Origin of the sequence: Frondihabitans sp. PhB188 (assembly GCF_003752365.1) — a bacterium.
In the GTDB taxonomy this organism is placed as follows: domain Bacteria; phylum Actinomycetota; class Actinomycetes; order Actinomycetales; family Microbacteriaceae; genus Frondihabitans.
Window position 1 is genome coordinate 225822 of record NZ_RJUO01000004.1, and the last position, 13832, is coordinate 239653.

12 protein-coding genes and 1 tRNA gene are annotated in these 13832 nt (G+C 67.2%); 7 read left to right on the top strand and 6 right to left on the bottom strand.

Features of this window, described 5'->3' with window-relative positions:
* Position 1 precedes the first annotated feature (1 nt).
* Positions 2-1045 (top strand): sigma-70 family RNA polymerase sigma factor, encoded by a 1044-nt coding sequence (locus tag EDF46_RS13160; RefSeq protein ID WP_123506764.1) that lies wholly within the window; start codon positions 2-4, stop codon positions 1043-1045.
* Positions 1046-1336: 291 nt separating this feature from the next.
* Positions 1337-2179, top strand: a complete 843-nt coding sequence (locus EDF46_RS13165; protein ID WP_123506765.1) for a serine protein kinase RIO — start codon at positions 1337-1339, stop codon at positions 2177-2179.
* Between the two features lie 49 nt (positions 2180-2228).
* Here the strand turns inward: EDF46_RS13165 and EDF46_RS13170 are convergent, their stop codons facing one another.
* Positions 2229-3155, bottom strand: a complete 927-nt coding sequence (locus tag EDF46_RS13170) for an NAD(+)/NADH kinase (RefSeq protein WP_123506766.1) — start codon at positions 3153-3155, stop codon at positions 2229-2231.
* A 167-nt stretch (positions 3156-3322) separates the two neighbouring features.
* On the opposite strand from EDF46_RS13170, the gene EDF46_RS13175 reads away from it, so the two are divergent.
* The 4 genes from EDF46_RS13175 (at position 3323) to EDF46_RS13190 (ending at position 7561) form a co-directional block, all read left to right on the top strand.
* Positions 3323-5806, top strand: coding sequence for an ATP-dependent Clp protease ATP-binding subunit (locus EDF46_RS13175; protein ID WP_123506767.1), 2484 nt, complete (start codon positions 3323-3325; stop codon positions 5804-5806).
* A gap of 62 nt (positions 5807-5868) precedes the next feature.
* Complete coding sequence (locus tag EDF46_RS13180) at positions 5869-6387, top strand: amino-acid N-acetyltransferase (protein ID WP_123506768.1); 519 nt, start codon at positions 5869-5871, stop codon at positions 6385-6387.
* Between the two features lie 82 nt (positions 6388-6469).
* A complete protein-coding gene (locus EDF46_RS13185) occupies positions 6470-7174 on the top strand; it encodes a hypothetical protein (protein WP_123506769.1) in 705 nt (234 codons plus the stop codon).
* Between the two features lie 6 nt (positions 7175-7180).
* The gene (locus EDF46_RS13190) at positions 7181-7561 is read left to right on the top strand and encodes a dehydrogenase (RefSeq protein WP_123506770.1); all 381 of its coding nucleotides are present in this window, start codon (positions 7181-7183) and stop codon (positions 7559-7561) included.
* Between the two features lie 385 nt (positions 7562-7946).
* Here EDF46_RS13190 and radA read toward each other — a convergent pair whose 3' ends face one another.
* Positions 7947-9308, bottom strand: coding sequence for a DNA repair protein RadA (gene radA / locus EDF46_RS13195; RefSeq protein ID WP_123506771.1), 1362 nt, complete (start codon positions 9306-9308; stop codon positions 7947-7949).
* A 220-nt stretch (positions 9309-9528) separates the two neighbouring features.
* Positions 9529-10389, bottom strand: a complete 861-nt coding sequence (locus tag EDF46_RS13200) for an SGNH/GDSL hydrolase family protein (protein ID WP_158614249.1) — start codon at positions 10387-10389, stop codon at positions 9529-9531.
* 102 nt (positions 10390-10491) lie between these two features.
* Here EDF46_RS13200 and EDF46_RS13205 point away from each other — a divergent pair.
* Positions 10492-10582 (top strand) — tRNA-Ser (locus tag EDF46_RS13205).
* Between the two features lie 431 nt (positions 10583-11013).
* On the opposite strand, the gene EDF46_RS13210 is transcribed toward EDF46_RS13205, so the two are convergent.
* From EDF46_RS13210 to sigK, 3 genes are all read right to left on the bottom strand, one after another.
* A complete protein-coding gene (locus tag EDF46_RS13210) occupies positions 11014-12306 on the bottom strand; it encodes an IS256 family transposase (protein ID WP_123506773.1) in 1293 nt (430 codons plus the stop codon).
* A 151-nt stretch (positions 12307-12457) separates the two neighbouring features.
* Entirely contained in the window at positions 12458-12697 is a 240-nt protein-coding gene (locus EDF46_RS13215; protein ID WP_123506774.1) for a hypothetical protein, read from the bottom strand.
* 452 nt (positions 12698-13149) lie between these two features.
* The gene (sigK, locus tag EDF46_RS13225) at positions 13150-13728 is read right to left on the bottom strand and encodes an ECF RNA polymerase sigma factor SigK (protein ID WP_123506776.1); all 579 of its coding nucleotides are present in this window, start codon (positions 13726-13728) and stop codon (positions 13150-13152) included.
* Positions 13729-13832: the final 104 nt, after the last annotated feature.

The window sequence follows — 13832 nt, forward strand, 5'->3', positions numbered from 1 at the left end:
CATGTCGACTGCAATTGATCACGTCCGCGAGAACAGCGCCACCAGCACCCGCGCCACGAGCGCCAGCACCACGACCACCGCTCCGGACGACGACGTCGAAGTCGAAGTCCTCGGTCAGGTTCGCGGTGCGTCCACCGACCAGGTCGGCGACTACCTCCGCCACATCGGCCGCATGCCGCTCCTCGACGCCCAAGAGGAGACCGAGATCGCCCGCCGCATCGAGGTCGGCCTCTTCGCCGAGGAGAAGCTCGCCGAGATGCAGGCCGCCGGCAAGGTCAGCGCCTCCGACCGCAGCGACTACCGCTGGCTCATCCACGACGGCGAGCGTGCGAAGGACCGCATGATCACCGCCAACCTCCGCCTGGTCGTCTCGATCGCCAAGCGCTACACGCAGCGCGGCCTTCCCTTCATGGACGTCATCCAGGAGGGCAACCTCGGCCTCGTGCGTGCCGTCGAGAAGTTCGACTACACACAGGGCTACAAGTTCTCTACCTACGCCACCTGGTGGATCCGCCAGGCGATCGCCCGCGGCCTCGCCGACAAGGCGCGCGCCATCCGCATCCCGGTGCACACCGTCGAGCGCATCAACCGCATCTCGCGCGCCGAGCGCGACCTCACCGTCGACCTGGGCCGTGCGCCCACCGTTGACGAGGTGGCCGCCGAGGTCGCCATGGAGGTCGCCGATCTGGTCGACCTGAAGTCGCGCTCGCACGAGCCCGTCTCCATCCACACCGTCGTCGGCGATGCCGAAGACAGCGAGCTCGGCGACTTCATCGAAGACGAAGAGACGCCGTCGCCCGGCGAGGCCACCGAGACGAGCATGCTCAACCGCGACATCCACTCGCTCGTCGAGGCGCTGCCCGAAGACGAGGCCCGTGTGATCCGCATGCGCTTCGGCCTCGACGACGACCAGCCGATGACGCTCGACGAGATCTCCAAGCGCGTGCACTCGAGCCGCCAGGCGGTCTCGCGTGTCGAGTCGCGTGCCCGTCTGCGCATGTTCGCCAAGGCCGTCTCGCAGGACCTCCAGCTCTACCTGCAGTAAGCACCCTCCCGAAAGCCCGCCTCCCACTCCGGGAGGCGGGCTTTCGTCGTCTGGTGCCGAGTGCGTGGACTCCGCGGCCCGAGGCATCCCGGGTCGGTGCCGGGGCGGATCACTCGACACCCGGCCGTCAGGGCGCTACGGTGAAGTCCCGACAGCGAGACCAGGCCATTCGAGGATCGAGAAGAGGTGAAGACCATGACTGCATCGATGACGCGCGCCATGAACCCCTTCATCCCCGAGGTCGCCGTCCGCTAGCAACGCTGCTGGTGACCTCTCTTCTGGAGATCACCAGTGACCTTTTCCGACGATTTCGTCGTTCCCACCTTCTCCGTCGCCGAGATCGGCGACGACCAGCGCTGGTCCACGTGGCCGGCCACCCAGCCGCTCGAACGCGGCCCGCAGCCCCGGCCCGACTGGCTCGTCACGGGCGCGGCGGCCATCGACACCGAGCTCGGCATCGTCAAGACGGGCAAGGAGGCTGACGTGTTCCTGCTGGAGCGCGCGGTTCCCGACGACGTGACGCTCGCCGACGGCAGCTCGCGCACCAGCGTGCTCGCCGCGAAGCGCTACCGGAGCGCCGAGAACAGCGACTTCCACCGCGGTGCCCAGTACCGCGAGGGGCGCCGCACCCGTAACACCCGCGACGGCCGGGCGATGGCGCGGGGCTCTTCGCACGGCCGGGCCGTTCAGGCCGGGCTGTGGGCCTGGGCCGAGTTCGAGGCGCTCTCGCGCATGTTCGAGCGGGGCGTGCCGGTTCCGTACCCGGTGCAGATCTCGGGCACGGAGATCCTGATGGAGTTCATCGGAGACGGCCGCACGGCCGCGCCCCGGCTCGCTCAGGTGAAGGAGGACGGCGCCGCGCTCTGGCCGCTGTTCGAGCAGGTGAGCGAGATCCTGCTCGGGTTTGCCCGGGCCGGCTTCGCCCACGGAGACCTGTCGCCGTACAACCTGCTGGTCCACGACGGACGAGTGGTCGTGATCGACGTGCCGCAGCTCGTCGACGTGGTCAGCAACCCGAACGGCGTGGCCCTGCTCGAGCGCGACTGCCGCAACGTCGCCGACTGGTTCGCACGACGCGGCTTCGAGCGCGATCCCGAGCAGATCTTCGCCGAGTGCCTGGGCGAGGTGTTCTGAGTCGCAGCGCGATCGCGGCAGGAACTGGCACGCCGCCGCCGCGCCCCGACTAGTGCTGCCGCGCGAACCGCGCGCGCACCTCCGGGGGCACCAGCTCGAGCAGCTGGTCGGGCCGCAGCGGGAGGTCCATCAGGCTGAGCTTGAGGCGCCCCTTGCGGCCGTGCCGCCCGGCATCGACGCGGGCCACCACGCCGGCGTCCTCGCGGAGCTTCACCTTGATGATGGCGCCCTCGCCGACGTCCGAGACCACGCGGCCGTCGAGCTCGAGCGCCGCCGAGCGGGTGCCGGCCCCGATCGTGAACTTGAGGAGCTCCTTGGGGCCGAGCACGACCGTCCGGTCGATGCCGGCCATCGGGGCCACGGGGGTGACGACGACCGCAGCGACGGCGGGGCTGACGACCGGGCCGCCGGCGGCGTAGTTGTAGGCGGTCGAGCCGGCAGGAGTGGAGACGACGATCGAGTCGGCCTTGAAGTAGCCGTACGGGGTGCCCTCGACCGCGAGGTCGGCGGTGACCACGCCCTGGCCGGGCCGACGCGTGACGGAGAGGTCGTTGAAGGCGAGGAAGGACGTCTCGAACCCCGTCGACGAGACGGTGACCTCGACGGCGTGGTGCGGCTCGAGGGAGAAGTCGCCCGATCGGAGGGACTCGAGGGCGTCGGCGAGTTCCTGCGGCTCAGTCTCGACCAGGAAGCCGACGTTGCCGTAGTTGACGCCCAGCACCGGGACCGGACGGGGCGCGACGAGCCGCATCGCACCGAGCATGGTGCCGTCGCCGCCCAGCGAGACGACCGCGTCGACCCGCTCGACGAAGGTCGGCTCGTCGACCAGCTCGATGTCGGCGCCGACCCGTGCGGCGTCGTCGTGGAGGGCGATCAGGTGCGCTTCGTCCGAGCCCTGCCACGAGCGCAGGACGTCGATCGACGCGGTGACCGACTTCGTGGGGTGGGGGATCAAGCCGACCGTGTAGTTCGCCATATGCCGAACCTACCGACGGAGCATGGGAGGACCTCCGTCACGCCGCCAGCGAACAGGGGCAGACGGAGGGCATCGCGCTGGCTACTCTCGACGTATTGGACGCCCACCCCCTGCGGGGCGTCCGTCATATGGGTGGCGTCCCAGCCCGTCACCAAGGGAGTTAGAAGATGTTCGAGAGATTCACCGACCGTGCCCGTCGCGTTGTCGTCCTCGCTCAAGAAGAAGCGAAGATGCTCAACCACAACTACATCGGCACCGAGCACATCCTGCTCGGCCTCATCCACGAGGGCGAGGGCGTCGCCGCCAAGGCGCTCGAGTCGCTGGGAATCTCGCTCGACGCCGTGCGCGAGCAGGTCCAGGACATCATCGGCCAGGGTCAGCAGCAGCCGACCGGCCACATCCCCTTCACGCCTCGCGCGAAGAAGGTCCTCGAGCTGTCCCTGCGCGAAGCGCTCCAGCTCGGACACAACTACATCGGCACCGAGCACATCCTCCTCGGCCTCATTCGCGAAGGCGAAGGTGTGGCCGCCCAGGTCCTCGTCAAGCTCGGCGCTGACCTCAACCGAGTGCGCCAGCAGGTCATCCAGCTGCTCTCGGGTTACCAGGGCAAGGAGGCAGTGGCAGTGGGCGGAGAAACGCAGGCTGGCCCGCAGGGTGGATCTCAGGTGCTCGACCAGTTCGGTCGCAACCTGACCCAGGCTGCGCGCGACAACAAGCTCGACCCGGTGATCGGGCGCGAGAAGGAGATGGAGCGGGTCATGCAGATCCTCTCCCGTCGCTCCAAGAACAACCCCGTGCTGATCGGCGAGCCGGGCGTCGGCAAGACGGCCGTCGTCGAGGGCCTCGCCCAGGCGATCGTCAAGGGCGACGTCCCCGAGACGCTGAAAGACAAGCAGCTCTACTCGCTCGACCTCGGCTCGCTCATCGCCGGCAGCCGCTACCGCGGTGACTTCGAAGAGCGCCTCAAGAAGGTCACCAAGGAGATCCGCACGCGCGGCGACATCATCGTCTTCATCGACGAGATCCACACCCTCGTCGGTGCGGGTGCCGCCGAGGGCGCGATCGACGCGGCCTCGATCCTCAAGCCGCTCCTCGCTCGCGGCGAGCTGCAGACCATCGGCGCCACGACGCTCGACGAATACCGCAAGCACTTCGAGAAGGACGCCGCTCTCGAGCGCCGCTTCCAGCCCGTCCAGGTGCACGAGCCCTCGTTGCCCCACGCGATCAACATCCTCAAGGGTCTCCGGGACAAGTACGAGGCCTTCCACAAGGTGTCCATCACCGACGGCGCGATCGTCGCGGCGGCCAACCTGGCCGACCGCTACGTCGCCGACCGCTTCCTCCCCGACAAGGCGATCGACCTGATCGACGAGGCCGGCGCCCGCCTGCGCCTCTCGATCCTGTCCGCCCCGCCGGAGCTCCGCGAGTTCGACGAGAAGATCGCCGTGGTCCGCGGACAGAAGGAGGCCGCGATCGAAGACCAGGACTTCGAGAAGGCCGCCAGCCTCCGCGACGAGGAGAAGAAGCTGCTCGGCGAGCGTCTCCGCCTCGAGAAGCAGTGGCGCTCGGGCGACGTCGGAGCCTCCGGCACCGTCGACGAGGGCGTCATCGCCGAGGTCCTGGCCCAGGCGACCGGCATCCCGGTCTTCAAGCTCACCGAAGAGGAGACCTCGCGCCTCGTCTTCATGGAGAAGGCGCTGCACCAGCGCGTCATCGGCCAGGAGCAGGCGATCGCCGCACTCTCGAAGACCATCCGCCGCACGCGTGCCGGCCTCAAAGACCCGAAGCGTCCGTCGGGTTCGTTCATCTTCGCCGGCCCCACGGGCGTCGGAAAGACCGAGCTCGCCAAGGCGCTCGCCGAGTTCCTGTTCGATGATGAGAACGCTCTGATCAGCCTCGACATGTCCGAGTACGGCGAGAAGCACACCGTCTCGCGCCTGTTCGGTGCCCCTCCCGGGTTCGTCGGCTTCGAAGAGGGCGGCCAGCTGACCGAGAAGGTCCGCCGCAAGCCGTTCTCCGTCGTGCTGTTCGACGAGATCGAGAAGGCTCACCCCGACATCTTCAACTCGCTGCTGCAGGTGCTCGAAGAGGGCCGCCTGACGGACGGTCAGGGTCGGGTCGTCGACTTCAAGAACACGGTCATCATCATGACGACCAACCTCGGCACGAAGGACATCACGGGCGGCCCCGTCGGCTTCCAGATCGAGGGCGACACCGCCACCTCCTACGAGCGCATGCGCTCCAAGGTGTCGGAGGAGCTCAAGAAGCACTTCAAGCCCGAGTTCCTGAACCGCGTCGACGAGACCATCGTGTTCCCGCAGCTCACGCAGCCGGAGCTCCTGCAGATCGTCGACCTGTTCGTCAAGCGCCTGTCGGACCGCCTGCTCGACCGCGACATGACCGCCGAGCTCTCGCTCGCGGCCAAGGAGCAGCTCATCAAGGTCGGCTTCGACCCGTCGCTCGGTGCTCGTCCGCTGCGTCGTGCGATCCAGCACGAGGTCGAGGACCAGCTGTCGGAGCACATCCTCCAGGGTGAGCTCAACGCTGGCGACCACGTGAAGGTCGACTACGTCGACGGCAAGTTCACGTTCGAGACCGGGCGTCAGCCGGGCCGCGAAGACGTGCTGGTGCTCGACAAGGGCGAAGCGTAAGAATCGCGTCACCGCAAGGGCGGCTCTCCTCCGGGAGGGCCGCCCTTCGCTACGCTGGGGGAATGTCCACTGGCGAGATCACCGTCCGCAAAGCCCTCGCCTCCGACGTCCCGCACATCCAGCGCCTGATCGAGCCGTACGTCGCCCGCCGGATCCTGCTCGGCAAAGACAACGTCACCCTGTACGGCAGCATCCAGCAGTTCCAGATCGCCCTCGGTCCCGACGGCGTGCCGATCGGCTGCGGCGCCCTCAACGTCTTCTGGGACGACCTCGCCGAAGTCCGGACCCTCGCGCTCGATCCCGACTGGATCCGCCACGGAGTCGGCCACAAGCTCCTCGACGGGCTCGAGGGCGACGCACGCGCTCTCGGCGTCGGGCGCATCTTCTGCCTCACGTTCGAGGTCGACTTCTTCGTCAAGCACGGATACCTCGAGATCGGCGAGTCGGTCGTGTCGCCCGAGGTCTACGCCGAGCTCGTCCGCTCGTCTGACGAGGGCGTCGCCGAGTTCCTCGACCTCGCGCGCGTGAAGCCCAACACGCTCGGCAACACGCGGATGCTCAAGGTGCTGCCGGCGGCGTAGCGCCCGCGCGCGGCGGTGGGCTGCGGTGGGGCGGGGCGACGTTCCTGCGCATTTGCCGTGGTGACTGCAACGCGCCGACTGCATGCCCGACAAGGCACGCAACGACACCTACCCTGTGCGCATGTCGTCGTTCAAGCATCCGGTCGGCTCGAAGCCGCCGTCGGTGTACTGGCGGCGCCGCGCGCTCGTGCTGGGTGCTCTCGTGGTGCTGCTGCTCGTCATCGTGCTCATCGCGGTGAGACCGGGCGCAGGAACGTCGGCCTCCCCGACGCCCAGCCCCAGTGCGTCGGCCGCGGCCTCCACAAAGGCGTCCCCCGCCCCGGCCGCGTCGTCGAAGCCGTCGGCCGCCGCCGCCCCCAAGCCGTCGGCCACCGCCGCCCCCTCAGGAACCTGCGACGCCGCCCAGATCAGCCTCAAGCCGATCGCCGACGCCAGCTCGTACTCGTCGCTCGAGCAGCCCAAGATCTCGATGAGCATCACCAACACGTCGACGACGGCCTGCGCGCTGGATCTCGGCTCGGCCGAGCAGGTGCTCAGCATCACCTCCGGCGCCGAGACGTACTGGTCGTCGAAGGACTGCCAGGTCGCCGGAACCCACCAGAAGATCACGATCACCGCAGGCCAGACGCTGAAGACGCCCGCGATCACCTGGGACCGCACCCGCTCGTCGACGAAGACATGCGACTCGTCGCGCAGCTCGGTTCCGGCCGAGGGCGCGAGCTACCACCTGTCCGTCTCGGTGGGGGCGATCGACTCGTCGACCACTGCGCTCATGATCTTGAACTGAGTACCCATGGCCCAGCCTGAGTTCCGCTCCGCCCAGCTCGAAGAGGCGCTCGCCGCGCAGGACGTCGCCGCCGTCGCGTTCGCGTTGCGCAACGACGTCGTCGTGGTGCCCAAGCTGGCGACGGGCAAGAAGGGCGACGACCACGTGCGCGTCTTCGGGCGCGAGAACACCGACAAGCGCATCCTGCTGCTGTTCTCGTCGGCCGAGACGTACAAGGCGATGGTGCCCAACGAGAAGATCCGCCTGGTGATGCTCTACGACGCCGCGAAGCTGCGCGACTTCATCGAGGCGCACCTCGACGTGCTGGAGCAGGTCTTCTTCGACATCGCGGGGCCGCACACGATGGCGGCGAACCCGGAGGATCTGCTGAAGGCGCTGCGGGCGTGAGGTCTGTGGTCGTCCTTCGGTAAGGACTTCTGGGGTAGGCGTCCTTGTGGGCGTTGCAGGCGGGCGGGGTTTTCCTTGTGGGGCGTGCGCTGCGGCGCTGTTCTCCTTGTGGTCGCGCGCGTCGTCCTTGTGGAAGGACGGCGGCGGAGCAGCAGCAGCAGCAGTGGGGCGGGTCGGCTTCGCGATGCGTGGTGCTCGACGTGGGGCTCGGGTCGTTGCCCGACCGCTTTCGCTAGGCAAGGACTTCTGGGGCAGGCGTCCTTGTGGGCGGTGCACGCAGGCGGGGTTTTCCTTCTGGGGCGTGCGCTGCGGCGCGGTCTTCCTTGTGGGCGCGCGCGGCATCCTTAGGTAAGGACGGCGGCTTGGGCGGTACTCGCCCTCGACGTCAGAACGCGGCGTCGAGCTCCCGTTCGCGATCGCTCGACGCGGCGGAGAACGCGCGGCGCAGTGCTTCGCGCAGGTGCTCGGACGACGAGTCGACGATCTCGGTGAAGCCCAGGCGGCGGGCCTCGGACGCACGCTGCTTCGACGACGACACGGGGCGGATCTCGCCGGCGAGGCTGATCTCGCCGACGGCTGCGAGCGTGTGCGGGAACGACTTCTCGCGACTCGCGGAGGCGAGGGCCAGGGCGATGGCGAGATCGGCGCCGGGCTCGGTGATCTTGATGCCGCCGACGGTGGAGACGTAGACGTCGGCGTCGCTGAGGCGGATTCCGGCGCGGCGTTCGAGCACCGCCAGCAGCATCGCCACGCGCGACGAGTCGACGCCGTTGACGATGCGGCGGGGCTGCGGCGCCGTGCTCGCGACGATCAGCGCCTGGATCTCGACGGGCAGTGCGCGGCGGCCCTCCATGGCGATGGTGATGCAGGTGCCGCTGACCGGAGTGCTGGTGCGCGACATGAACAGCCCGGAGGGATCAGCGACCTCGGCGATGCCGTCGCCCGTCATCTCGAAGCAGCCGACCTCGTCGGTGGGGCCGAAGCGGTTCTTGTGGGCACGGACGAACCGCAACGAGGTCTGCCGGTCGCCCTCGAACTGGCAGACGACGTCAACGAGGTGCTCGAGCAGTCGTGGCCCGGCGATCGAGCCGTCTTTCGTGACGTGGCCGACGAGCAGGATCGGCACGTTGCGGTCTTTCGAGACGCGCACGAGCGTCGACGCGACCTCGCGCACCTGCGACGGGCCGCCGGCCATGCCCTCGCTGGCCGACGACGACACCGTCTGCACGGAGTCGACGATCACGAGCGACGGGTTGACCTGCTCGATCTGGCCGAGGATGACGCCGAGGTCGACCTCGGCGGCGAGGTACAGGTTGGGGTTGAGGGCGCCGGTGCGGGCGGCACGAAGGCGAACCTGCTGCGCGGACTCCTCGGCGGTGACGTACAGGACCCGGGCACCCTGCTGGGCGGCGCGCGACGCGACCTCGAGCAGCAGCGTCGACTTGCCGACCCCTGGTTCACCCGACAGCAGGATCGCGGCACCGGGCACGATCCCGCCCCCGAGCACGCGGTCGAACTCGTCGATCCCGCTCGGCCAGTGCGAGACGCGGTCGGCCGCCACCTCGGTGATCGGCCGGGCGACGCGGTCGGCGGGGACAGCGACAGCCGCGACGCCGCGGGTCGAAGCGACGGCGGCAGTGGCGTCGACGACGGTGCCCCACGACTGGCACTCGGCGCAGCGGCCGACCCACTTGATGCTCGACCAGCCGCACTCGGTGCAGCGGAAGGTCGACGTGGGGCGAGGCATGCGGCAACTCTAGGCGGAGCCTCCGACAAACGGCGGGAGGCGTCCACAGGCCCCGCTCCGGCTCCGCAATTTCAAGGAGTTTTTTGCGCCAGCGGGCCGAGATCGGCACGAGCAGGCCCACGCCGGCGAGTTTCTCCTTGAACTTCTGGGTGGGGGCGGGAGGCGGCGGCGAGGGGCCTCTTGCGAGCGTGGGGGAGGGCGGCGGCCGGGAGTTCCTACGCTAGGGAGAGGGGGTGGAGGAGGCGGCGGAGGCGCCCTGCGCCCGCTCGGCGACGGCGGCCGCGACGGAGGTCACACGGCGTGAGGCGGTCACGTCGGCGGCGGTGCGCTCCGCCGCGATGCGGGCCAGCCGGGCGTCGATGGCCGGGTAGAACGCCGACGCCCACACGCGGTAGCCGTCGTCGTTGGGGTGGAAGAGGTCGGCGGCCGAGTTGCGGAGCGTGCGCACGTAGCCCTGCTTGCGCGTCGTCGCGTAGAGCGGCGCGACGGCGAGGCCGAGCTCGTCGGCGACCCGGCGGACGATGACGTTGGCCTCGGCGACCTTGCGCTCGAGGTCGGGCAGCACCATGAAGGGCATGTCGGCGACGATCGCGTGCGAGGGGAGCGCCCCGTAGATCGCGCGGATGTTCTTCTCGAACTTCTTGGGGGTGAAGTCGGCGATGTCGTTCGCTCCGATCGAGACGGTCATGACGTCGGCGGGCAGGTCGACCAGCCGCGGCAGCTGGTTCAGCCTGCACAGGTGCGTGGTCGCTCCGGCGACGCTGAGGTTCTTGACTCCGACGGTGCCGTGCGTGGTGCGGCGCATGTGCGCGGCGATCCGCCCGACGTAGCTGCGCCACGGCTTCGACGCCCCGATGCCCTGCGCCGCGGAGTCGCCCAGCGCCACGTAGTTCAGGGCCCCCTCGCGGGCGAACCGCTCGCGCCACCACTTGGAGTTGACGGGCAGCGTGCTGTTCAGGACGTCGGCGGCGCCCTGCCGGCGCTTCATGAAGCGGCGGTACGCGTATGTTCCTGCAGCCGTCGCGGCGGCGCTCCCGCCGACGGCCCCGAGCACCCGAACCACCACAGCAGACTTGGTCATGACGGCACGATACGCCCGAACCCCGGCGATCAGATGCGCAGGAACTCCCCGCCCCACCCAGCCGATTCGGCCCGGCTTCGAAAATGTACTAAACTCTCTCCCGGTACCGTGTCCGAGCGGCCGAAGGATCATGTCTCGAAAACATGTGTGGGGGTTAACTCCACCGTGGGTTCAAATCCCACCGGTACCGCCACAGAAAACCCCCGTTCAGCCGGGGGTTTTCTTGGTTTTGAGAACGACTGTGGTGCAGATTTGGTGCATCGTTCGAACGGTGCTTCCTGATCATCGACGTCGGTAGAAGTGCGTGCGGACGCCCGCCTCTGTCCCCGTGAAGCGATATGAGTCGGCTCATCAGGCGCTCTCATGCACGCGGGAGCGGGCGCAGCAAACTTCCTGGCAGGGCCAACTCTCGATGGAGAACTGTCTGACACCGGGCGCCCGATCCCTGTTCAGACGATCCGCGCATCACGCTGAACCAGAACATCCAGTCGGAGCGGCTGAACGCGTGCGGCTCATCTGGCGGCACCTGGTGCCTCTTGCAGGTCGCTTGGCGCTTCGATGATGCAGCGTCAGCTCGGCTTCCGAAGCGGCGTCTGTCAGATTTCGTGTGTAACTGGCGGTCGGCTAGTTGATTCCTAGGCGGTCGCCGTAGGTCATTGCGAGGGTGTTCAGGATAGCTTTCCACCCGGCGATCTCGCCTGTCGGGTTGGCTCGGTTCTGGCGGCGTTCGAGGATCGCGAGATACATCACCTTGAGTGCGGATTGTTCGTTCGGGAAGTGCCCGCGACGTCTTGTCGCCTGCCGGAACCGGGCGTTTAACGACTCGATCCCGTTCGTCGTATAGATCAGCTTCCGGATCTCGAGCGGGTAGTCCAGGATCGGGGTGAACTCACCCCATGACCGCCGCCACATGGCGACCATCGCCGGATAGATCGGCTCCCACTCCTTCGCGAACTCATCAAACCGCTGCTCGGCCGCTTTCACGGTCGGCGCCTGGTAGACCTTCTTCAAGTGGTCCGCGATCGACTTCCAATACTTCCGCGACGCGAACCGGAGGCTGTTGCGGACGAGGTGCACCACGCAGGTCTGCACGGTCGCCATCGGCCACGTCGCCTGGATCGAGTCCGGCAGTCCCTTGAGCCCGTCGCAGCAGACGAACAGGACGTCTTGAACGCCGCGGTTTTTCAGCTCGGTGAGCATGTTCATCCACTGCTTGGACCCCTCCCCACCGGTCGGCCCGACCCACATGCCGAGGACGTCTCGGTGGCCATCGAGGTCGATTCCTAACGCCACATACACGGGCCGGTTCCCGACTTGGCCGTCTCGGACCTTCATGACGATCGCGTCGATCAGGATCACCGGGTAGATCGAATCGAGCGGGCGGGCCTGCCACGCCTGCATGTCATCCAGGACCCGGTCGGTGACCTTCGACACCAGCTCCCTCGAGATCTCCTGCCCATAGACGTCCGAGAGGTGGGCTTGGATGTCGCCGGTCGTCATCCCCTTCGCATAGAGCGACACGACGGCCTCGTCGAACCCGGCGATCCTTCTCTGGTACTTCGGCACGATGGCCGGCTCGAACGTTCCCTGCCGGTCTCTCGGGACTTGCACCGTGATCTCGCCGATCTCGGTCCGCACTGTTTTCGGTGTCGACCCGTTCCTCGAGTTGTCCCCGTTGCGGCCGACGACCCCGTGCTTGTCATAGCCGAGATGGTCCGACATCTCGACTTCCAGCGCGGTCTGGAGGACTTGGCGGGTCAGCCCGGTGAGGAGCCCGTTCGGGCCGGTCAGCTCGATGCCCTGGCCTTTCGCGGACTCGACCAGCTCCGCCGCTAAAGCGGCGAAGTCCGTCTCGGCCGGCAACGGCCGGCCCGTTTCGGGATCAAAGCGGACGTGTTTCTGAATGTCGCGGTTCATGCGTGATTTTCCCCATCCCACAGCCAATGGCTGCGGATGTCACGCCGACGCAGTTACACAAGATTCCTGACAGACCCCAGCCAAGGACCAAGCCGATCCCGAGGACGAACCCGGGACCGAGTTCAATTACCACGACTTCGACAGCTGACACCTACCGGCTGGCCATCTCCAAATGGGTGACGGCCCGGCTAGTGGAGGCATTGTCCTCGAGTTCTGGCGTGACGACGAGACCGCTATTGCTGTTCGCACGAAGAGTGAGCTGCTCAAGCCAGCGCCGCTTGATCGGAACGCTCGCCGTCTCGTATCGGAAATACAATGGGATCGCGTCGCTGACCCAGATCGACGCGCGACCTGAACCCTGGGACAGCGGCATCGTCCGAAGCTGGCTCATAGGCGTTCCGGGTTGTTTCTGCCGTGGCTAGCGTCCTCTGATTTCGAGCTCGAGGGAGAAGCTCAGGAACGTGCGGAGAAGGAGCGAGAGGTCGCTACGGTCTTACGACAATGGTTTCAAGTGCGCGCGGTGGCCTTATCGCTCTGGAAATCTGTGATGCCTTCGGCGCTCCAGTGAATATTCCGATCGTGACGTCGGCGTTTCACGAGCTTATGGGCCGGGCGGGCGTTCTTCGGGAACGCACTATCCACGAGGACCTCAGCGAGGGTGTGCTCATGGAGTGCGGTCATCTGCTAAGCATGAGCAATCTTGTTAGCGCCAATCTCGGAGTGTGCGTTCCGACCGTTCAAGAAATCATGCGGGCCCAATTGAGCGTCACGACGTCCTGGCTCGAGGCCACCCAGTCAGGCTAAGAAGCATCGTCGATGCCATGCCCTGGGCGTGTCGGCGAGCTAAGCAGCATTTACGACGAGCTTCCGGAGGGCGATGAGGCTGTCCCGAAGGCGTGTTTTCATTGTGCCAAGAGGGACACCAGCTCGCACCGCTGCCTCCGTGTTGGTCAGCCCCTCAAAGTACGTCAGCTCTAACGCTTCTCGCTGATAGGGGGTGAGTTGACCCATAGCGGCGCGAACGCGCCGGTGCTCCAGTTGCGCTTCGGCGGTCCCGGCAACGTCATCGACTGATCCTTCGAAATTTCGAATACCCACGGTCAGGTCTCGGTCCCGGCTCGACTGAGACGAACGAACACGATCGATGGCCCTTCGGTGAGCCATGGTCAACGCCCACGATGCCGCCTTTCCCCTCGTCGGGTCAAACCGTGACGCGGTCTGCCATATCTCGAGGAACACATCCTGAGTCACTTCTTCTGACTGTGCGGGGTCGACCAGCACTCGCTTGATGAGACCGAACACACGGCCGCAGATCCGGTCGTAGAACACGGCGAAAGCGTCGTGATTCCCCTCCGCAACCAAAGCAAGGAGGTCTTCGTCTGTTCGTGGTGCGTCGGGCGGTGGGGCAGCGGCAAGCGTCATCGGGTTGTCCTTGAGTGCCGCAATCTCGGCACGACGAACTGCGCCAGTCGGGTCAGGAGCAGATGACTGCACGCTATGCGTTCGCATACAACCACGCGCCCCCA

What these genes read in the sequence shown, in the direction of transcription:
- EDF46_RS13160 (WP_123506764.1), top strand. Translation starts at nt 2, where the DNA reads ATGTCGACTGCAATTGATCACGTCCGCGAGAACAGCGCCACCAGCACC.
- EDF46_RS13170 (WP_123506766.1), bottom strand. Translation starts at nt 3,155, where the DNA reads ATGGCGAACTACACGGTCGGCTTGATCCCCCACCCCACGAAGTCGGTC.
- EDF46_RS13175 (WP_123506767.1), top strand. Translation starts at nt 3,323, where the DNA reads ATGTTCGAGAGATTCACCGACCGTGCCCGTCGCGTTGTCGTCCTCGCT.
- EDF46_RS13180 (WP_123506768.1), top strand. Translation starts at nt 5,869, where the DNA reads ATGTCCACTGGCGAGATCACCGTCCGCAAAGCCCTCGCCTCCGACGTC.
- EDF46_RS13185 (WP_123506769.1), top strand. Translation starts at nt 6,470, where the DNA reads ATGCCCGACAAGGCACGCAACGACACCTACCCTGTGCGCATGTCGTCG.
- EDF46_RS13190 (WP_123506770.1), top strand. Translation starts at nt 7,181, where the DNA reads ATGGCCCAGCCTGAGTTCCGCTCCGCCCAGCTCGAAGAGGCGCTCGCC.
- radA (WP_123506771.1), bottom strand. Translation starts at nt 9,308, where the DNA reads ATGCCTCGCCCCACGTCGACCTTCCGCTGCACCGAGTGCGGCTGGTCG.
- EDF46_RS13200 (WP_158614249.1), bottom strand. Translation starts at nt 10,389, where the DNA reads ATGACCAAGTCTGCTGTGGTGGTTCGGGTGCTCGGGGCCGTCGGCGGG.
- EDF46_RS13210 (WP_123506773.1), bottom strand. Translation starts at nt 12,306, where the DNA reads ATGAACCGCGACATTCAGAAACACGTCCGCTTTGATCCCGAAACGGGC.
- EDF46_RS13215 (WP_123506774.1), bottom strand. Translation starts at nt 12,697, where the DNA reads ATGAGCCAGCTTCGGACGATGCCGCTGTCCCAGGGTTCAGGTCGCGCG.
- sigK (WP_123506776.1), bottom strand. Translation starts at nt 13,728, where the DNA reads ATGACGCTTGCCGCTGCCCCACCGCCCGACGCACCACGAACAGACGAA.